The organism is Paenibacillus sediminis (genome assembly GCF_017873765.1).
In the GTDB taxonomy this organism is placed as follows: Bacteria; Bacillota; Bacilli; order Paenibacillales; family Paenibacillaceae; genus Paenibacillus_AG; species Paenibacillus_AG sediminis.
Window position 1 is genome coordinate 55,090 of sequence record NZ_JAGGKP010000005.1, and the last position, 20,190, is coordinate 75,279.

General features: G+C 42.2%; 22 protein-coding genes. 17 read left to right on the forward strand and 5 right to left on the reverse strand.

Translation table 11 applies throughout. From position 1 onward, the window contains the following. The first annotated feature begins 33 nt into the window (after positions 1-33). The 11 genes from fcl (at position 34) to J2Z20_RS11265 (ending at position 11,924) form a co-directional block, all read left to right on the forward strand. Positions 34-978: a GDP-L-fucose synthase gene (gene fcl, locus J2Z20_RS11215; RefSeq protein WP_209849726.1), complete on the forward strand. Its 945-nt coding sequence runs from the start codon at positions 34-36 to the stop codon at positions 976-978. Positions 979-989: 11 nt separating this feature from the next. After that, entirely contained in the window at positions 990-1,988 is a 999-nt protein-coding gene (gene gmd, locus J2Z20_RS11220) for a GDP-mannose 4,6-dehydratase (protein WP_209849729.1), read from the forward strand. A 25-nt stretch (positions 1,989-2,013) separates the two neighbouring features. Further along, positions 2,014-3,453, forward strand: a complete 1,440-nt coding sequence (locus tag J2Z20_RS11225) for an oligosaccharide flippase family protein (protein WP_209849755.1) — start codon at positions 2,014-2,016, stop codon at positions 3,451-3,453. Then, a complete protein-coding gene (locus J2Z20_RS11230; protein ID WP_209849758.1) occupies positions 3,446-3,769 on the forward strand; it encodes a glycosyltransferase in 324 nt (107 codons plus the stop codon). The genes J2Z20_RS11225 and J2Z20_RS11230 overlap by 8 nt, the downstream gene beginning before the upstream one ends. 135 nt (positions 3,770-3,904) lie before the next feature. After that, on the forward strand, positions 3,905-4,750 hold the full coding sequence (locus J2Z20_RS11235; RefSeq protein ID WP_209849761.1) for a glycosyltransferase family 2 protein: 846 nt from the start codon (positions 3,905-3,907) through the stop codon (positions 4,748-4,750). 20 nt (positions 4,751-4,770) lie between these two features. Then, positions 4,771-6,024, forward strand: a complete 1,254-nt coding sequence (locus J2Z20_RS11240; protein ID WP_342454300.1) for a hypothetical protein — start codon at positions 4,771-4,773, stop codon at positions 6,022-6,024. Further along, positions 6,021-7,280: a hypothetical protein gene (locus J2Z20_RS11245; protein WP_245252266.1), complete on the forward strand. Its 1,260-nt coding sequence runs from the start codon at positions 6,021-6,023 to the stop codon at positions 7,278-7,280. Before J2Z20_RS11240 ends, J2Z20_RS11245 begins: the two co-directional genes overlap by 4 nt. A gap of 41 nt (positions 7,281-7,321) precedes the next feature. Further along, positions 7,322-8,554 (forward strand): glycosyltransferase family 4 protein, encoded by a 1,233-nt coding sequence (locus tag J2Z20_RS11250; RefSeq protein ID WP_209849763.1) that lies wholly within the window; start codon positions 7,322-7,324, stop codon positions 8,552-8,554. An 18-nt stretch (positions 8,555-8,572) separates the two neighbouring features. Continuing rightward, positions 8,573-9,946, forward strand: coding sequence for a sugar phosphate nucleotidyltransferase (locus tag J2Z20_RS11255; RefSeq protein ID WP_209849777.1), 1,374 nt, complete (start codon positions 8,573-8,575; stop codon positions 9,944-9,946). A 294-nt stretch (positions 9,947-10,240) separates the two neighbouring features. Continuing rightward, positions 10,241-11,149: an ABC transporter ATP-binding protein gene (locus J2Z20_RS11260; RefSeq protein WP_209849780.1), complete on the forward strand. Its 909-nt coding sequence runs from the start codon at positions 10,241-10,243 to the stop codon at positions 11,147-11,149. Beyond that, on the forward strand, positions 11,142-11,924 hold the full coding sequence (locus J2Z20_RS11265; RefSeq protein WP_209849783.1) for an ABC transporter permease: 783 nt from the start codon (positions 11,142-11,144) through the stop codon (positions 11,922-11,924). Before J2Z20_RS11260 ends, J2Z20_RS11265 begins: the two co-directional genes overlap by 8 nt. Before the next feature lie 52 nt (positions 11,925-11,976). Here J2Z20_RS11265 and J2Z20_RS11270 read toward each other — a convergent pair whose 3' ends face one another. The 5 genes from J2Z20_RS11270 to ku all read right to left on the reverse strand — a co-directional run bounded on the left by J2Z20_RS11270 (position 11,977) and on the right by ku (position 16,330). Next, positions 11,977-12,381 carry a bactofilin family protein gene (locus tag J2Z20_RS11270; protein WP_209849787.1) on the reverse strand — a complete coding sequence of 135 codons (405 nt, stop codon included), beginning with the start codon at positions 12,379-12,381 and terminating at the stop codon, positions 11,977-11,979. Between the two features lie 32 nt (positions 12,382-12,413). Continuing rightward, positions 12,414-13,412: a M23 family metallopeptidase gene (locus tag J2Z20_RS11275; RefSeq protein WP_209849789.1), complete on the reverse strand. Its 999-nt coding sequence runs from the start codon at positions 13,410-13,412 to the stop codon at positions 12,414-12,416. Positions 13,413-13,567: 155 nt separating this feature from the next. Then, a complete protein-coding gene (gene ligD / locus J2Z20_RS11280) occupies positions 13,568-14,458 on the reverse strand; it encodes a non-homologous end-joining DNA ligase (RefSeq protein ID WP_209849791.1) in 891 nt (296 codons plus the stop codon). Positions 14,459-14,483: 25 nt separating this feature from the next. Further along, positions 14,484-15,428, reverse strand: coding sequence for an ATP-dependent DNA ligase (locus J2Z20_RS11285; RefSeq protein WP_209849793.1), 945 nt, complete (start codon positions 15,426-15,428; stop codon positions 14,484-14,486). After that, a complete protein-coding gene (gene ku / locus J2Z20_RS11290; RefSeq protein WP_209849804.1) occupies positions 15,428-16,330 on the reverse strand; it encodes a non-homologous end joining protein Ku in 903 nt (300 codons plus the stop codon). The genes J2Z20_RS11285 and ku overlap by 1 nt, the downstream gene beginning before the upstream one ends. A gap of 206 nt (positions 16,331-16,536) precedes the next feature. Between ku and J2Z20_RS11295 the strand changes: the two genes are divergently transcribed. From J2Z20_RS11295 to tsaD, 6 genes are all read left to right on the forward strand, one after another. Then, positions 16,537-16,722: a hypothetical protein gene (locus tag J2Z20_RS11295; protein ID WP_209849806.1), complete on the forward strand. Its 186-nt coding sequence runs from the start codon at positions 16,537-16,539 to the stop codon at positions 16,720-16,722. 30 nt (positions 16,723-16,752) lie between these two features. After that, on the forward strand, positions 16,753-16,938 hold the full coding sequence (locus J2Z20_RS11300) for an H-type small acid-soluble spore protein (RefSeq protein WP_209849808.1): 186 nt from the start codon (positions 16,753-16,755) through the stop codon (positions 16,936-16,938). 153 nt (positions 16,939-17,091) lie between these two features. After that, positions 17,092-17,589 carry a tRNA (adenosine(37)-N6)-threonylcarbamoyltransferase complex ATPase subunit type 1 TsaE gene (tsaE, locus tag J2Z20_RS11305; RefSeq protein WP_280921759.1) on the forward strand — a complete coding sequence of 166 codons (498 nt, stop codon included), beginning with the start codon at positions 17,092-17,094 and terminating at the stop codon, positions 17,587-17,589. Next, entirely contained in the window at positions 17,582-18,370 is a 789-nt protein-coding gene (tsaB, locus tag J2Z20_RS11310) for a tRNA (adenosine(37)-N6)-threonylcarbamoyltransferase complex dimerization subunit type 1 TsaB (protein WP_209849810.1), read from the forward strand. Before tsaE ends, tsaB begins: the two co-directional genes overlap by 8 nt. Positions 18,371-18,390: 20 nt before the next feature. Next, on the forward strand, positions 18,391-18,906 hold the full coding sequence (gene rimI / locus J2Z20_RS11315; RefSeq protein ID WP_245252268.1) for a ribosomal protein S18-alanine N-acetyltransferase: 516 nt from the start codon (positions 18,391-18,393) through the stop codon (positions 18,904-18,906). Further along, positions 18,903-19,949: a tRNA (adenosine(37)-N6)-threonylcarbamoyltransferase complex transferase subunit TsaD gene (tsaD, locus tag J2Z20_RS11320; protein ID WP_209849812.1), complete on the forward strand. Its 1,047-nt coding sequence runs from the start codon at positions 18,903-18,905 to the stop codon at positions 19,947-19,949. The genes rimI and tsaD overlap by 4 nt, the downstream gene beginning before the upstream one ends. The last annotated feature ends 241 nt before the right edge of the window (positions 19,950-20,190 follow it).

The following is a 20,190-nucleotide window of genomic DNA, read 5'->3' on the forward strand; positions in this document are numbered from 1 at the left end:
CAAATAAAGCTCAGTTAGAAGGAGATTCTGTCTATGAATCAAGATTCCAAAATTTACGTTGCTGGGCACAGGGGGCTCGTTGGTTCAGCTATTGCAAGAAACTTAGAGAGAGCAGGGTACACTAATATCGTATTACGTACCAGCTCTGACTTAGATTTAAGAGATCGCAATAAAGTGTTCGCTTTATTCGGGCAAGAAAAGATAGACTACGTTTTTTTAGCAGCTGCTAAGGTTGGCGGTATTGCATCTAACAATGATTATCCCGCGGATTTTATTCGAGATAATCTGCTCATACAAACAAATGTCATTGATGCTTCATATCAAACTGGAGTTCAAAAGCTGCTGTTTTTAGGTTCGACTTGCATTTATCCGAAGTTGGCGCTGCAGCCTCTCAAAGAGGAGTACCTTTTAACAGGAGAGTTGGAACCAACCAATGAGCCCTATGCCATTGCGAAAATTGCGGGTATTAAAATGTGTCAATCTTACAATCGCCAGTATGGGACAAAATATATTTCCGTTATGCCGACAAATTTATACGGTCCTAATGATAATTTTGATCTGGAGACATCTCATGTACTTCCTGCTTTAATGAGAAAAATCCATGAGGCTAAAGAACGAGGCGAGCCGAATGTAGAAATATGGGGTTCTGGTCTTCCAAGACGAGAATTTCTGCATGTGGATGATCTTGCCGATGCTTGTCTATTTTTAATGAACCATTACGAAGAGAACGAGATTATAAATATTGGTGTTGGTGAGGATTTGACGATTCACGAGCTTGCCTATTTGCTTAAAGATGTAATTGGTTTTTCGGGAGAGTTCACATTTATTAGCTCAAGACCCGATGGCACACCTCGCAAGCTAGTTGATGTATCTAAAATAAACAGCCTTGGTTGGAAAGCACGAATTCCTCTGAAAGAGGGATTAAAATCTACGTATCAATGGTATATAGATCATCACAAAATATTAAGTCCTAAATGACGGAGGATAATATGAAAACGGCTTTGATAACGGGTGTTACAGGTCAAGATGGATCATATCTAGCAGAATTGTTATTAAGTAAAGGTTATAAAGTATACGGATTGCGCCGCAGAACAAGCACTCCTAATTATGAGAATGTCCGTCATATTCATGATCAGATTGAATGGATATCTGGGGATTTAACAGATCTCGCATCTCTTATTGAAGCAGTTCGTTCAGCGGAGCCTGATGAAGTTTATAACTTAGCAGCGCAATCCTATGTGGCCGCCTCTTGGCCGCAGCCGCTAGCGACAGGGCATATGACCGCGCTAAGTGTAACTAATATGCTTGAGGCAGTACGTATCGTGAAGCCTAATACAAGGTTCTATCAAGCTTCAAGTAGTGAAATGTTCGGTAAGGTAGTAGAGACGCCGCAAAAGGAAACAACTCCTTTTTATCCGAGAAGCCCGTATGGAGTAGCGAAAGTTTATGGACACTGGATCACAGTCAACTACCGTGAAAGCTTCAATTTATATGCTTGCTCGGGGATTTTATTCAATCATGAGTCACCGCGAAGAGGGCTTGAGTTTGTTACTCGTAAAGTGACGGATGCAGTCGCCAGAATTAAATTAGGTCTACAGCATGAGCTTCGCATGGGGAATCTCGAGGCTCTTAGAGATTGGGGGTTTGCAGGGGACTACGTGAAAGCGATGTGGTTAATGCTGCAGCAAAATGAACCGGACGATTATGTTATTTCTACAGGCGAGACACACTCCGTTCGAGAACTGCTAGAGGTTGCATTCTCATACGTAGATCTGAACTACGAAGATTATGTCGTTATTGATCCGAAGTTCGTTCGTCCTGCAGAGGTTGATTTGCTTCTAGGTGATTGCGCCAAGGCGAAGCAGAACCTTGGTTGGGAGCCAGAAATTAGCTTTGAGAAGCTCATTCATATGATGATTGATGAAGACTTAAAGCGAGTTCGAGCCGAAATGAAATATAACGATGCGCTATCTAAAGCTTTGATCTAAGCGCGAATGGGCGGGTCATTAGAGTATGGAATTGAAAATCAAAATACCTACCACCACCTCTTCAGAAAGTAAAATGATAAGCGGCGGTATATGGACCTTTTGTGGCAGAGTTGTTTTCGCCTTTTCGGTTCTTGTTATTAATGTACTGCTCTCGAGAATGCTCAGTTCCACTGATTACGGAACTTACTTGCTTGCTTTTAACATTGCATTTTTCGGCAGTATCGTTGGCGTTCTAGGTTTAAATCAAGCCATTATTAAGTTCACAACAGAGAATTTACAATTGAAGCAATATTCGAGTGTGAAGCAAGCCATCAAGCTGTCAATTCGAATAGCATTAATGGGTTCAATCAGCGCGATGGTTCTATATCTTATTTTGCAACAATCTGTACTGAAATACTTTTTTAATTCCCCTCAGCTATCGCATGTCTCAATACTTACCGGAGCATGGATTGTGATGAACATTTTTCAGCAATTTCTCGGGGAGACGTTTCGCGGTTTGCATGGCATGAAGGCAGCCGTCATATTTGGCGGTGTGTTTAGTAATTTGCTCTTCATTATTAGTGTTGCTATTTATACGTTAGTTAGCAGCCAGACCATTAGTTTGTTTGCCTTTATGCTGATGATTAATCTCACAATTTTAATTAATTGCCTCTTAGCGTGCTGGTTTCTCCACCTTAAGTTAAAGCAGTTCCCACTAACTGAATTCATGCCTAAATACAAAGAAATTCGACTAAGATCGATTCTTAATGTCTCAATACCCATTATGCTGTCCAACGTAGCCTTATTTTTTTTAACTTCCTCTGATTTATGGATGCTTGGTATTGCGCACAACGAGGAACAGGTTGCCATATACGGCTCGGCTGTTCGCTTGATTGCGACGATTAACTTTTTTGGTATTATTCTCAATTCGATGATGTCTACAGTTATTTCTGACAAGAATGCCGCTGGAAAGCTGAAGGAGCTTGAGAAGACAGGGAGGGTTATAACAACGATTTTAACGATACCGGCGATATTTTTAGTGTTTATCTTTGCATTGTTTGGAAGACAGATTCTCGGTATCGTATTTGGTTCTTTTTATAGCCAAGGCGGTCTTATCCTGTTCATTCTTAGCATCGGACAGGTCATCAATTTACTAGTCGGTCCGTCGGGCTTAATTCTAACGCTGACAGGAAATGAAAAAGTGATGCTACGAATTACAGTAATAAGCAGTCTACTCACGATGTCATGCGGAGCAATCACAGCTATTAATGGAGGGCCGACTTCTTTAGCGCTTGTAATGGTTGGAGGATTGGCTTTTCAAAACTTACTGATGTGGATTGCTACTAAGCGGAGGCTAGGTATATCCACTCATTTCAGCTTCTTATTAATTGTGAAATGGGTTAAAGCGATTGTTAAGTATATCCATTTGCGTCTAGGCAAGAAGACTAAATCTAAAAAATCAAGAGAGACTGTATTAAATGAATAGAACAATATCGGTTAAAAACGAAAGCAGTGAGCCTGATCAGGGACTATATGATGCTATGAATAAAGGGATTGAGATGAGTTCAGGGCAGTATCTCATTTTCATGAATTCTGGGGATCTATTTGCAAACGATAAAGTGGCTGAAATGATAGAAGCTATTGCAATACAAAATAATAGACCGGATTTGATATATGGTGATTCGATTGAAGAGACAGCGGAATGCAGACGACTCTATAAAAAATCGATGTCTCACAACAAAGTATGGTATGGCATGTTCACACATCATCAAGCAATGATTTTCATGAGCAGCAAGGCTTAAAGGATCAATTGCTTATACGCAAACATGTTTTCGGCTTGTCATGGCTTAAAAGATATTCGATTCAGGCAATCCAGATTTCAGTTAGATTGCTTAAGAGAAAATTTCCTCATTTTTATAAGAAGGTGCGATTCTCATATGGACAATAAAATTCCGGTTACCGTAATTATCATGACAAAAAATGAAGAGAAAAATATTAGCAAATGTTTAAAGTCCGTCTCTGCATTTGATGAAATTTTCGTCGTTGATTCAGGCAGTACGGATCAAACCATTCAAATTGCAGAAGAGCTTGGAGCGAAAGTGATTCATTTCAACTGGAATGGCCAGTATCCAAAGAAAAAGCAGTGGTGCTTGGATAACTTACCTTTTAAACATACATACGTGCTCTATGTTGATGCAGACGAAGAAGTATCGTCAAATTTAGTCAAGGAAATTCGGGACCTGTTCGGCAAGGGGAATTTGAGTGACGGATATTTCGTTGGATTCGATTATGTATTTATGAATAAGGTGCTTAAATATGGACATCGCATGTATAAATTGGTGCTGTTCAATCGGCATAAAGGAAAATTTCTTGACTATGATGACCTAAGTGCATCGAATATGTGGGAGGTTGAAGGGCATTACCAGCCGCAAATTGATGGACACACTGGTGTATTAACGAATTCCATGATTCACTTCGATCATGATAGTTTGTTCGATTACTTCGCTAAGCACAATCGTTACTCTGATTGGGAGGCGGTTGTTCGTTCTAACGGAGCGATAAGCAATTTAAATGAGTCACAGATCTATATTCGAACACTTCAGAAAAAACTGTTTAATCGGCTTCCTATGAAGTGGGCAGTTGCGTTCCTGCATTGCTATGTACTTAAACTGGGCTTTCTTGATGGAGCAGCAGGTTTTCATTACGCGTTCGCTAGGTCTGTATACTACTGGCAGATCGGGATTAAGATTAGTGAATTAAGAAAGGTACGCGAAGGTACATGAGTCAAAAGGCAGGGTTAGGTGTGGCTCCATCATATTTTAATGTACTGACAACAAACAGGTCTGAAGGTCAGATATGGAGCGGCATGGCATTTGTCTCTGCTCTTCTTTTATACGCAACGCTAAGCGGGCCATTTCCTTCAGCTCCAGGAGTTGTAGAAGTTATTATCGCTTGTCTGCTTGCACTATTCGTTACTTTGCCCACAGGGATTGTAGTGATGAGTGGAGGATTTACGATTTACCAGAAGTATGAAATCGTACCGATGTGGCTTCATTTGGGCTTCTTTTTGTCGCTATGGTGGGGATTGTTTAACGGAGGTATCGTTCATGCCTGGCACGTTACCGATATTGTACGTGATCTTATACCCTGTGTGTATATGTTTGTTCCATTGCTTCTTCTGCCGGCAATGCAGCGTTCCAGATGGAACTGGGCACAGCTCTTTCCATGGCTGCTGTCCATTGTTGGTGTTATTTTATCGATCCGCTTTTTTTATGTGGTACAAATCTCTCCTTTAGACATCGGAAAAATGTCCTATTTTGATAATTTTTTATACCTGGCCTATGATCCAAGCGTTACGTTTGCAGCCATATTTCTACCGATTATGGCCATTCACACATGGAAGAGCAGTAGTCTGATGCATTGGATTAGCAGTCTTATGATGCTTGCTGGCGGATTTATGGCCTTAGCTTCGTTAATGGCAATTGCGCAGAGGGCACCCGTTGGTTTGTCAGTTCTCAGTTTCTTCGTTTATTTCCTTCTTATTTCCTGGAAATCGGTGAAGAAGATCCTTCTATTTCTGATCATAATGGCATGTATTAGTTACTTAGCCCAAGACTTAATTACATCTTCGTATCAATTACTAATGAACAAGCAGGAAACGTACGGAATGAATGGTAAAGCAGATGAGTTCATCGCAGTATTACAGGATACTTCACGTTCCGTTCACGCATTGCTATTTGGTATAGGATGGGGAGGTCTTTTTTATGATCCAACCTATGGCGAAGAGGTTTCTTTTACACATTCCGCCGTTACCTTCTTTCTACTCAAAGGCGGAGTATTGGGATTAACCATTTTTTTGCTCTATTTAATTTGGATATTTAGTAAATTATTTCGCAGTTTGTCGATGGAAAGGCTCCCCTATATATTAGCTGCGACTGTGCCGGTAATGATTGGTCTATTATTTCAACCCAGCTTTAAGACATTAACCTATGGTATGATTATTGCTTTTTTATGTTTAATGGATCAGAAGTCTCTAACAAGGAGTTCAAAAGCATGAATCAGAAGGCAACAATGAACGTGATCGTACCGCAGATATATATGAAGTCGATCGGTATCAATACCCTGAGCAGTCTTGCCTTTATTTTTGCCATGTTGATATATGCCGGCTTTAGTGCGCCATTTCCAGCTAATCCTGGTGTTGCTGAAGTTTTAATTGCATTTCTGCTCGTCATATTTGTTACGATTCCGACAAGTGTCATTGTAATTGGCGGCGGATTCACCCTGTATAAACAATACTTCGCTATGCCGGTGTGGCTACATTTGAGCTTTTTTCTATTGCTGTGGTGGGGTGTTTTTAACGGCGGGGTTGTCTATGCTTGGGGGCTCAACGATGTCGTTCGTGATGTAATTCCGTGTATATACCTGTTTGTTCCTCTGCTCCTGCTTCCAACCATAAATCGTTCCAAAATGAATTGGCTGTATATTTTACCATGGCTTCTGTCTTTGATGGGTGTCATTATGGCTGTACGATTTTACTACGTTGTTCAAATTTCTCCATTTGAGATTGGAAAAATGTATTATTTTGATAATTTTCTTTATCTCTCTTATGATCCTAGCGTTTCTTTTGCAAGCGTGTTTTTGCCGATTATGGCGGTTCACACTTGGCGAAGCAAGAGCCTTATTCGGTGGATCTGCAGCCTACTTATGCTAATGGGAGGTGTGCTTGCATTAGGATCATTAATGGCTGTTGCGCAGCGTGCACCGCTCGGACTTGCTGCGTTCAGTTATTTCGTATACTTCTTAATGATTTCACGAAAATCGATAAAAAAAATTATGTTGCTCCTTGCGCTTGCCATAGTCATTGGTGCAGCGGCGCAGCATCAGATCCAAAGCTCATATGATTTGTTGATGGCGAAGCAAGAGAATTTCGGGTTGAATGGGAAGACAGATGAGATGATGACTGTCATAAAAGAAACGTCTGGCTCAGTCTACTCCTTGCTTTTTGGTATGGGATGGGGAGGATTGTTCCACGATCCAGCTGTTAATAACATTAAAGTTTCGTACACACACTCCGCGGTCACTTTTTTCCTTCTTAAAGGAGGAATATTCGGTTTAACTATTTTTGTCTCTTATTTGTTCTGGCTTTTGCGCAATCTCTTAAAATCGATGAACATTCAAAATTTGCCTTATATACTCAGTTGTTTAGTGCCGTTAATGATTGGTTTGCTGTTTCAGGTCAGCTATAAAACACTATCGTACGGTATCATTTTGACGCTTCTCTGTTTATTGTATCAGCAGAGAACTAGTAACTAATCTCAAAGAGAAACAGAGCTATAAATATTGGGAGATGTCATATGAAGAGGAAAATTGTATTTGTTATTAATTATTTTTATCCGGATTATGCATCGACAGGTCAATTATTAACGGAACTATGCTTGGAGCTTCAACATGAATTTGATATTACAGTCATTGCTGTTCAGCCTGAAGGAACGAATAAGACGAAGCGAAAGAAGCTGTTTGAGAGAGACCAGCTTGAAGAAATTAAAATCATTAGATTGCGTGCACCAGCGGTAGACAAAACGAGTAAAGGGAGTCGTATTAAATTTATGCTTGCCTATTTTGTTCTTGCAGTAGTTGCGCTGTTTAAAATGCAAAAGGTGGATCTCATTTATACAATCTCTTCACCGCCAATTCTTGGAGGGTTGATTGGTGCTATTGGTAAATGGATGAAGCGTACGAAATTTATATACAATATACAAGATTTTAATCCTGAACAGGCCGAGGCTATTAGTTATTCAAATAAAAAATGGGTTTTTAATTTGGCAAGAAAAGTAGATAACATAAGCTGCCGCGCCTCAAATCATATTATTACTGTCGGTAAAGATATGCAGGAGACGCTCATTCGCAGATTGCAAGATAACAAGGTTCCAAACAACAGTGTTATTAACAATTGGACCGACGAGAGTGAAATTATCCCTCTAAACCACAATCACCCTCGAGTAGCACAATTTATGAAAGAGCATCGTCTTGAACAGAAATTTATCGTTATGTATTCTGGGAATCTTGGACTTTATTATGATCTCGAAAACATCATTAAAGTAACGAGTGAATTTAATAATGATCCTCGGATCGTTTTTGTGTTTATTGGAGAAGGTGCCGTGAAAAGAAAGATGGAGCAATATGTTAAAGAGCAGAACATTTCAAACGTACATTTTCTCCCGTTCCAGCCGAAAGACGAAATTAAATATTCCCTCAATGCGGCGCACGTTCATCTAGTTGTCAATCAAAAAGGAATTAAGGGCGTATCCGTCCCAAGTAAAATTTACGGAGTTATGGCAGCTGGCAAACCAATTATTGGGGTGCTGGAGGAGGGAAGTGAGGCAGCTAATCTGATTTACGGCAGTAAATGCGGTGCAGTTGTTGAACCTCATCATTATGAACAATTGATTAGGCAAATATATGAGATGTCCCGAATGGATGAGGGAGCACTGTCTCATATGGGCTTAAATGGTCGAATTTATTTAGAGCAGAATCTAACGAAGCAAACCTCGATCGATAAATATAGAGCGATCCTTCAATCTATATAATAGGGAGGAAGAAAACGATTGAAAATCATACTTTTGTCTGGTGGGTCAGGTAAGAGGTTGTGGCCGTTATCAAATGATCTTCGTTCCAAACAGTTCTTGAAGGTATTGAGGAATGACTGCGGCGAGATGGAGTCCATGGTTCAAAGGGTATGGAGACAACTTGAAAACGTGGGGCTTGCACAGTCGGCTTATGTAGCGACAGGAAAAACGCAAGTAGAAATGATCCACAGTCAGCTGTCAGACCAAGTGCCTATTATTATTGAACCAGAGCGAAGAGACACGTTTCCTGCCATCGCCCTTGCCGCTAGTTATCTATACTCTATGGCCGATATTGATTTAGATCAGACGATTGCTGTTCTGCCAGTTGATTCATATGTAGAAGATGAATTCTTTATCAAAATAAGAGAACTGGAAACGATTCTGAATCAGTCCGGTGCTGATTTAGCACTGGTTGGTGTTAAACCGACGTATCCATCGGAAAAATATGGTTATATCATTCCCTATATGAATGATGAGCTAGAGACAAATCTCAATTACAGTAAGGTGAAGACATTCAAAGAAAAACCCAGCGAAGATGAGGCGCAGCAGTATATCGAGCAACATGCGCTTTGGAATTGCGGGGTTTTTGCTTTTAAATTAGGCTATTTGATAGAGCTATTGATCGATCGCAAACTTCCGTTACAGTATGAGGAAATGACCAAACAGTATGGGAAACTTGAGAAAATAAGCTTCGATTATGAAGTGATCGAGAAAACAGATCGAGTTGTTGCTTTACCTTATGAAGGTCACTGGAAGGACTTAGGAACATGGAATACGTTAACAGAGGAGATTGCATCAAATGTAATTGGAAAAGGGATGATCAGTGAAGATTCAAAGGATACTCACTTAATTAATGAGCTTGATATTCCTGTTGCCATTCTCGGTTTACCCCATGTTGTAGTGGCATCAAGTCCAGATGGAATTCTGGTTGTTGATAAATCTTCGAGCCCTAAGCTGAAAGATTTCATTAAAGATATGGAGCAAAGGCCAATGTATGAGGAAAGAAGGTGGGGGTACTACCGTGTTCTGGATTATCAAAAATTTGATGATGGACATGAGGTGCTAACGAAACGAATTTGTATCCGTGCAGGTAAAAACTCCAGCTATCAATATCATCTTCATCGAGATGAATTTTGGACGATTACAGCAGGTTTAGGTGAAATGATTATGGATGATCGCCTTCTATCAGTGAAAGCAGGAGATGTTATTAAAATACCTGCAGGAACGCTTCACAGTATTCGAGCAATGAATGATATGGAATTAATTGAAGTACAGACCGGATCTGAAATCGTTGAAGAGGATGTCGTCATATTGACCGTAGATTGGACACAAATTATTCATTCTGTGTCATAACTTGCGTAATCTTAATTACGTTTATGGAAGGAAGTTATAAGATTGGGAGAGATCAGTGCAGTTTATTGCTTATGCTGCGAGCAGCTTGTTTCTGTTCGTGAAGCCAAATATATATTTAGGACAGGGTTTTACCGTCAGACGATTCCACTTGCGTGCTGCGATAACTGTAAGCACAATAAGGATATATTTATCAACTGTTCCTATTTTTTGGAGCACGATGAATTGAAATATGTTACACTATGATGGTATATGACAAGGGTGGCATATTTTGCCCAAGATGAAGGAGGAATGACGATGCAGCAAGAACCTGTCGTCCGGATCGAGGGCGTTAGCAAGAAGATCTCATCAAAAACGTTAATACATAATTTGACGCTGCACATCCCTGCAGGACAGGTATTTGGCTTTTTGGGACCGAATGGTGCGGGGAAAACGACGACAATACGTATGATGGTTGGACTTATGTCCATTACGGAGGGGGATATCTTCGTAGGAGGACATAGTGTTAAAAATGAATTTGAACAAGCGATTGCTCAAGTCGGCGCTATCGTCGAAAATCCAGAAATGTACAAATTTATGTCAGGGTATCAAAATTTGCTTCATTATGCGCGCATGATGCCGAATATTTCGAAGGAACGCATTCATGAAGTTGTGGAGCTTGTAGGGCTGCAGAAACGAATTCATGATAAAGTACGAACTTATTCACTAGGGATGCGCCAACGGCTGGGAGTAGCTCAAGCCTTACTTCATAGACCGAAGTTGCTCGTGCTCGATGAACCGACGAACGGCTTAGATCCGCAAGGCATACGCGAGCTGCGAGACTATTTAAGACATCTTTCGAGGATCGAAGGAATTACCGTATTTGTATCCAGTCATTTATTATCTGAAATGGAGCTTATGTGTGATACGGTTGCGGTCATCCAGAATGGCAAACTTGTCGATGTAAGGCAGTTAAAGGGACAAGGGGAAGAATCTTTAGCAGTGCCGATTGCATTTGACGTCGATGATTTGGCGCAGGCGGCTAGAATTGTACCTGGCGGAAAAGTCGAGGACAATGTGTTCATTGTTCAGACCGTACGCGAGGAGATAGCAGAAATTAATGCTAGACTTGTACAAGCGGGCGTCAAAGTATTCGGAATTAACAAAGTGACTAGATCGCTTGAGGATCAATTCTTAGAGATGACGGGAAGTGAATCCATTGAATAATTTTATTCGACTTATACAAAATGAGAATATGAAAATATATGTTAGGGTAAGAACATGGATTATGCTGAGCATCTTGGCGTTGCTCTCGATAGGGGTACCTATTTTATTGTCCTTAGAAAATAATGCAACAAAGCAAAGTGTCTGGGACAGCTTTATGATGTCAACGTCATTTGTTTTCTTCTTAAATACAATTTTTGCTGTTGTCATAGCTGCTGAGTCGGTTGCAGGTGAATTTTCTTGGGGTACGATTAAGCTGCTCCTTATCCGCCCTTGGAGTCGCAGCAAAATATTAGCCTCTAAGTACATCGCAACCTTATTATTTAGTATCTTAAGTACTGTTCTGCTTGCAGCGCTTAGTTTTTTTACGTCTCTGCTTATATATTCAACAGATACAATTCCTTCTATGGTGCCTCCAGGCATCGGAGCTGGCAAGTATGTATTCCTGTCACTCGTTTGCAGTTATGTTGATTTATTTATAACTGTAGCTATCGCTTTTATGCTGTCTACGGTATTCCGTTCAGGTGGCCTATCGATTGGATTATCTTTGTTTATTATGTTCACGAAGGGAATCTTCACAATGATCTTTAATCCGGAAAAATATACTTGGGCGAATTATTTGCTCTTCAACCATATGGATTTAAGTCGTTACCTCGTAACTAATCAAGGTCCAGGCGGAGCTACGATAGGTTTCTCGATTTCTATATTAGCTGTTTATTATTTGATATTAATGGCCGTTACTTGGGTTGTATTCAAAAAGCGTGATGTCGCTGCTTAAATGAATACTAAGAAAAACTGCCGCTGACGAATGCAGCGGCAGTTTTTCTTTTTTAACCAGCTTCAGAATGGGACACACTTTTTACAGGTTCAGAGATGATATATGAGGACTCTTTTTCCATTTTGCTTGCTCCATTTAATAATCCGCCTTCAGCGATGACGAGGGAGGATGCAATGACATTTCCGTATACTTGACCGGTCGATGTAATGGTTAATCGGCCTTGTGTCCGTATATCTCCATATACTTTCCCCGCGACGATGACTCCGTTTGCGATAATATTAGAACGCGCTACACCATCCTCCCCAATGACGATATCTCCGGTGCATTCAATTTCTCCTTGAAAAGTTCCTTCAATACGTAAATTTGCCTCACACATGAGAATGCCCTGAATTTCACTGCCTTGGCCGATTAATGTATGAGTAGCGTTTGTTGTTGATTTTTTGAATTCCTTAAACATGTTTATCCTCCCATTAATGTTGTGATTGATCGTCACTTGATATAGTCAAGCGGGTCAACGGTTTGATTGTTTTTAACAACTTGGAAGTGAAGATGCGCACCTGTACTTCTGCCCGTATCCCCGAGACGTCCAATTTTCTCTCCTTTTAATACATTTTCACCAACATTTACATTCATACCGTCTAAATGCATATACCACGTTTCGAGTCCACCAGGATGGAGAATGATGATGTAATTCCCGCGGGAACTACTTTTCTCAGCGGCAATTACTTTTCCCGCTCCAGCTGCATAGACGGGATCTCCAGTATCACCGGCAATGTCAACACCTGCGTGAAAAGCTGCTCTGCCAGTGAAGGGATCGGTTCTGTATCCGAAGCTTGATGTAATCCGTTTAGATATAGTAGGCCATTTATTAGGTGTACCTTGTAGCGTGTATTGTGTTTGACGAGCTTTTTCTATGGTTGAGGGTACTTGGTTTACCATATTTTCGAGCAACATGTTCATTTCTTGAAAGTCATCTTTCGTCTCCTGGGCGAGGTTTAATATTTCATTCTCGTGTACAGCGATGAATTCACCGCCGACATGCTCTGAATCATCCCAGGACAGGGAAGACACTTTTCCTTCTGAAGTAGCTTGATCAGAGGCTGTTTGATCAAATGTGACAATGCCATATTTTTTAATAAATTGCTGTAATTGCTGTTCGAGTTCCGTGACTTGCTCCATGCGGGACTTCATACTAGAGGCTTCATTAGAAAGAGAGATCACTTCTTTTTGCAATCTATCAATCGCTTCATCTTTATCCGTTACAGTCACTTCCATTTGAACGCTTTGTGCCGATAATTGATGCTCTAAATCTGCAATAACCTGGTTGTAATGAATGCCCAGGCTGACAATGAGACTCGAGATTGAAAGGACAGCAGCGACGGGTACCGCGATAACTAAAGGCTTAGATACGCTAAATTGCTTGACGGGTTGCTGCGCTTCCCTTACAACAAGCACTGTCATTTTCTGATGCAGACTTGCATGTTTCATGGCATCTCCTTTCCTTACCCTGTATTAGTAGTTCATATGTTATCTATTCTTTTGTTCGTGAAATTATGCTAGTTAAGCATCATTTGAGCAGCTTGTATGTGAAGTTCTACTTAATATATGTGCAGTTGGAGAGCCCTGAAACGGAGGGATTAGCGTCATTTTCCTTGCAAATGTTTAATGATGATATCTAGTGATTGCGGTGGAATCGACCTAAGGAGATCTCCTTTCTCTGTAAGACGTTGTTCGAAATTCAGCAAATGAAACTGTGAAGGTTTTACATCGCTGTGTACTTCTTCCCATGTTAGCGGTGTGGATACAGTGGCTCCTTTACGACCACGTGGAGTATAAGGGGCGGCGAGCGTCTTCCCTCCATAGTGCTGTAAGTAGTCAAAATAGATTTTGTCGCCGCGATGTTTCTTAAGCCGCTCTAGTGTAAATAACCGCGGGGACTTCTCTGTAACATATCGGCCTACAAAATGGCCAATGAGCCGCAGTTCATCAAAGGTTACACCATATTGGATGGGAACGATGATCTGCATTCCAGTGGCACCGGATGTTTTGGGAATAGACTGAATTCCTAAAGAACGGAGCACATCACCGACGAGGAGAGCGGCTTCCATAATGCGAGGTTCCTCTTCAAGAGACGGGTCAAGGTCGATCATCCATTCACAAGGAAGCCCTTCGCCGACATAGTGGAGGGAAGGATGGAATTCCAGTGATGCGAGGTTTCCAAGCCACAGCAGCGTAGGCAAAGAGTCCATAACGACATAGGTAATGCCCTCGTGAACCGCTGTCTTTACGAAAGAGGGCAGCGGTTCAGGGGCATTCTTCTGATAGAAATGCTCACCGTGAATACCGTCTGGATACCGAATCGTTGTGAGCAATCGATTCCGGCAGTAAGGGAGCAGGTAAGTGGATAACGCCGCAAGCTTCTGTAAATAGATTGCTTTCGTAATTCCTACTTCTGGCCAGAGCAGTTTATCTGGATTCGTAACAGGAACCGTCTCGCCGTCAACGGTAATAGAACCTTTGATAGAACGCGGCATCTTTTTTCCTCCTGAAACAGCAATTTTACGATTGATCAAAAATACAATCCTTAGGGTTCGCGTCGACAAATGATTGAATGCTCGGATGTCTTAATGTCCCCGCCTCAGTCCATTCCAAATATTGTACTTTAACGGTCAGAGCAGGTCTGAGCCACATCGTTCCCTTGCTTCTCTGCGGGATGTTAGCAAAGGGGCTGTGGCTTATTTCCAGAGTGTTTGTAATAGAAGTGATCTGTCTCCAGTCCTGCTGTGAAAGCTTTCCTGTACCGGCATGACCAATGTAGAGGAGCCTCTGCTGGTCATCATATAAACCGAGAAGGAGGGCATTTACCGTTCCGTCTCGAAACGTAACCCCTCCAACTGTGGCGATCAAATCTTTGAAAAGCTTTCTTTTCTGCCATCGTTTATCTTTACCGCCAATGGCGTAAGTGCTGCTCAAATCTTTAATGACGATGCCTTCTAATTGGAACTGCTCAGCGACCTTGAATAACTCCTCAGCGCTGGGATAGTTCGGTACGATTTGGACAAGCTCGCTCGGTTTGATGACACTCTGCAATAATTGTTGCCTTTGTTCTAAAGGCTTAGATGTTACCCATTCCCCATCCGCAAACAGCACATCAAAAATCATGTAATTCACTTTAACTTGACGCTGGACCAAAGACATATTTCTTGTGTTTCTAACACCGTCACGCCTCATAATTTCGTAAAAGGAAGGCTTTCCGTTCTTTAATGCAATCATCTCGCCGTCTAAAATAACCGAATTTAGATCGCAATAATCCTGTGTCTGATGCAGTTCTGGATATTGTAATGTTCGGTTATTCAAACGCCGATTAATCAGCCTCGTATTCGCACCGTCATAATAAGTGAGTATTCTTACACCGTCCCATTTGATTTGGGCGATCCAGTTGCTCCCCTTAGGAAAAGTTGTCGTACTGATCGGCTCGAAGGGACGAATCGGTTTTAGTTCCATTAAGAGACCGTTTCCTTTGCTTTGGTCCGTCGTTTCGGTTTAGGAGCCTCAGCAGCAGGATCTTCTGGGGCGGCGGCAGTCTTTTTCCGCGATTTAGGTGTTTTCTTTACTGGACCTGGATCGGTCGGAATCGAAGGTGCAACAGCTTCAATACTAGCCTGCAAGGCAGCCATGAGATCGATAACATTCGTTTCTTGCTTGGCTGGGGCAATCTTTACTTCTTCTCCGGCGATCTTTTGCGAAATTAATTTCAGGAGAGCTTCGCGGTAGTCGTCGGTATATTTTTCAGGATCGAATGGAGTGGATAACTGCTCAATGAGCATCTTGGCCATTGTCAGCTCCTTCTCGTTCACGTTGACGTTCTCTGGCAAGTTCGGCACTTGAGATATCGGACGGATTTCATCCGGATAAAAAATCGTCTCCACAGCTAAACAGTTGTCCATAACACGAATGGCCGCAAGGCTGCTTTTAGAACGGATTGATATTTTGGCGATGCCGATTTTCCCGGTTTGCCGCATTGCTTCAAGAAGCAGATGGTAAGCATTAGTGCCTGCTTGGTCTGGAGAGAGGTAGTATGTTTTTTGAAAGTAAATGGGATCAATGTCTGTTAAATCAACAAAGTCTAAGATCGTAATACTTTTGTTTACTTGCTCGGCGAGCTGCTCTAACTCGTCTTTCTCAAACAATACAAATTTGCCTTTCTCATATTCGTAGCCTTTTGAAATTTCCTCCCACTTAACCTCCCGCTCACAAACAGGGCATGTTCTGACATAAGAGAGGGGACTGCCGCATTCTTCATGAATGTAGCGTAAAGCAATGTCTTTATCCTCTGTAGCCGAGAACATTTTCACGGGCACATGAACGAGGCCAAAGCTTATAGCACCTTTCCAGACGGTATGCATACATGTGATCTCCTTTTCGAATGTGATTTTCTTCGTATTAGTATAGGTAAAAAACAATCATTCTATGAGCGGGCAGGCTCGTTTTTTTTCAATTTAATAGAGTTTAGACGATTCCGTGATTTCATTTGCATGATTACGCATGAATGGAGCGGGTTACGGGCATATTGTTCATTGAGAAGACAGCAGCTGCTAGGAGGGATATTGCGTTGGTTAATCCAAGAGAGCAGTTTGATGAATTGGAATTAGACAGTACAGGTGAGGAGACGAACCTTATTTCTGAATCACGTGTTAACTGGGATGCTGTAACCTCAAATATCGATCATTCCGCTAGAGAATCATCGATGCTCGATATAGATCGAATGGTAGAAAGTGCAGCTGAGATTGACGAATAACAATATTTCTGAAGGTGAGGATTTATCATTATGGAACTAAAGCGTGCAAAAGAAATTTTTGAATCCAAAGATACGTACCCGGTTCAATTAGATGGACAGCCTGTATGGATTGAAGATATTGATGAGACGAACAAGATGGCTAAAGTACAAATCGGTAATAGACCAACGAATACGGTCACGGTAAATGTAGAGCAGCTCAAAGAACCTGGCAAGTAAAGGCGACAATTAGACCCGTAATCGCAAATGATTCAAGCAGCGATACGGGTCTTTTTAAATTCGATTCATGAATCGCTTCTTGCGGGTCAGACGACTGACCGATATAATAAGGTCAAGTTGTGACAGGTATGCATATAAAAGGTGGTATTCAATTTGCATTCAAAAGAAAGCAGCGTACAATATAAGTTTATTGCGCGTAGTAGGCAGGATACAGCTCGACTGGCAGCGGCTTTAGCAGAGGTAGTAACACCAGGGACTGTCATCGCGTTAGATGGTGATTTAGGCGCTGGCAAGACGACATTTTCCAAAGCTTTTGCGAAACATTTAGGTGTTCATGGTGTTGTGAACAGTCCAACTTTTACATTGATTAAGGAATACGAAGGCAGAATGCCTTTCTATCATATGGACGTGTACCGCATTTCATTGGAAGAAGCCGAAGAGCTCGGATTAGACGAATACTTCTACGGAGAAGGGGTAAGTCTCGTCGAGTGGGCGAGCATCATTCCAGAGCTGCTCCCTGAGGCGCATTTGCAGCTCTTTATTGAGGTTACTGGTCCAGAAGAGCGGCAAATTCGGATCATAGGGTATGGTGAACCATACGAAACTTGGTGCCGTAACTTGAAAGAGAATGGAGTCTTATCAAATGAATAATGTTGACATAGAGCCGCATCAGCGGTTTTTGGCGTTGGATACATCAACAGCTTCCTTTGCAGCAGCGGTTATGGAAGGGAATGGGCTTCTGAAGGAAATGAATATCGTAGCAGAACGGAATCATTCTGTTCATGTTATTCCTGTTGTACAACGTTTGTTACAAGAAACGGGTACGACAAGAGATGGACTTGGAGGTATTGCCGTGGGCGTTGGCCCTGGATCATATACAGGTATTCGCATCGCGGTATCCGCAGCGAAGACACTGGCTTGGACATGGAATATTCCGCTCGTCTCAGTTTCCAGTCTCCATGCATTAGCATGGGGAGGACTCCATCAAGGATTGCAGCAGCATAGTGAGCTGTCTGCACATACCCACTGGATTGTTCCACTGATGGATGCTCGGCGGGGTCAAGTATATACTGCATTGTTTTCAGCAGAGGGAAGTCATATGCCTAAGCGACTTGCCGAAGATGGGATAAGATTGATGGTGAACTGGGTCGAACAGCTTTCTGACCGCCTTAAGTCTATGCCTGAAGACAATTGGCCTGCGGCTGTATGGGTAGTTGGTGATATTAAGCTGCACACTGATGCGGCTGAACAACTTCGTTCACTTCTGGGTAATCGGCTATATATTTTACCTTATGAGATGGAAGGCCGCTTTGTTGGACAGATCGGTGCACAGAAGCTGCTGAGCGGAGAACGGGAAGATGTTCACACGATTGAGCCGAACTACACTCAGCTTACGGAAGCGGAGGCAAATCTGCTTAAAAAGAAAAGCTGAATAGGGAGGGGAACACGGATATGGAGCAGCATACGAATGGGCTGGCGGAGAAAGTTACTTTTCGCAAAATGACGATGGAAGACATCCCCCACGTGATGGTCATCGAGCATGAATCGTTTTCACTCCCTTGGACAGAAGATGCCTTTCGCAATGAGATGACGATCAATCATTTTGCAAGATATATCATTATGGAGCTGGATGGTAAGCCGATTGGATACGCAGGGATGTGGACGATCGTAGACGAAGCGCATGTGACGAATATTGCGGTTCTCAAAGCTTATCGTGGATACAAATTAGGGGAACTATTATTAAATGAATTAATGAAGACGGCGTCTTCTATTGGTATGAGTAAAATGACTCTTGAAGTGCGCGTCTCCAATCAAATAGCACGAAATTTATACGAGAAAATGGGATTTAAGCCGGCAGGTGTACGCAAAGGATATTATTCGGATAATCATGAAGATGCAATTATAATGTGGGCGGACTTAGAGCGTACTCATCCGGTATCTATGGAAGAAAGAGTTGAAGATGAATGAGCGGTATCGATACAGACAAACAGCCTAGTTACATCTTAGCACTGGAAACAAGTTGTGACGAAACTTCTGCAGCCGTTATAAAAAATGGGCGTGAGGTGTTGTCGAGCGTCATTTCCAGTCAAATTGAGACGCATAAAGCCTTTGGCGGTGTTGTCCCTGAGGTAGCATCTCGCAAGCATGTTGAGAAAATTACATTAATATTGGAGCAGGCTATTCAGGAAGCGGGAATTTCGCTGAACGATTTATCAGCGATCGCTGTTACGGAAGGACCGGGGCTTGTCGGCGCTCTGCTCGTTGGCGTTGTGGCGGCGAAGACACTGGCAATGGCGCTAGACAAGCCGTTAATCGGAACACATCATATTGCGGGTCACATTTATGCCAATAGACTTGTCCAAGAAATTGAATATCCAGCTATGGCTCTTGTGGTATCCGGCGGTCATACGGAGCTTGTATATATGAAGGCCGAGGGACAGTTTCAAGTGATTGGAAGAACTCGTGATGATGCCGTGGGTGAAGCCTATGACAAAGTGGCTCGTGCTATTGGCTTCCCATACCCAGGCGGACCTCACGTAGACCGTTTGGCAATCGAAGCTGATGAAGTCGTAGAATTGCCCAGATCTTGGCTTGAGCCGGATTCCTACGATTTTAGCTTCAGCGGGTTGAAATCGGCTGTACTTAATGTAGTGAATCAGAGCAAGATGCGCGGCGAGACGGTAAATGCGGCAGCCATTGCGCGTGGCTTTCAGGAATCAGTCGTCGAAGTATTGGTGGAGAAAGCGATCAGAGCAATGAAAGAGTACGGCGCTCGTCAGCTTCTTCTTTGCGGCGGTGTAGCTGCCAATAAGGGACTGCGTACGGCGCTGACAGCTCGCTGTGAGCAAGAAAATGTATCGCTGCTTATTCCGCCGTTAACATATTGTACAGATAATGCCGCGATGATCGGTGCCGCTGCCTATTTGAAGTGGGAGCGGGGACAGTTTACTCCGCTGGATATGAAGGCTGAGCCTTCCATGTCCTTAGAAGAGTGGTCAGTTCGAGAGTAAAATAAAATGTGCTATGAGAAGCCTGTTGTCCTTTAAAGAGACGACAGGCTTCTTTAATAAAATGAGTAATGTCATGCTGTGGACAAGGTTGTCCACATATCCCACAAATTTTGTTAATAAGGTAGATGAAAGCTTGGGGCTCAGTGTCTCATGTTTTTATGAAAACGGGGATATATTTTTCAAGATAAATCTGTGGATATTGTGGATAATGTGAATAATTCAGTGGATAATGTTGGATGGA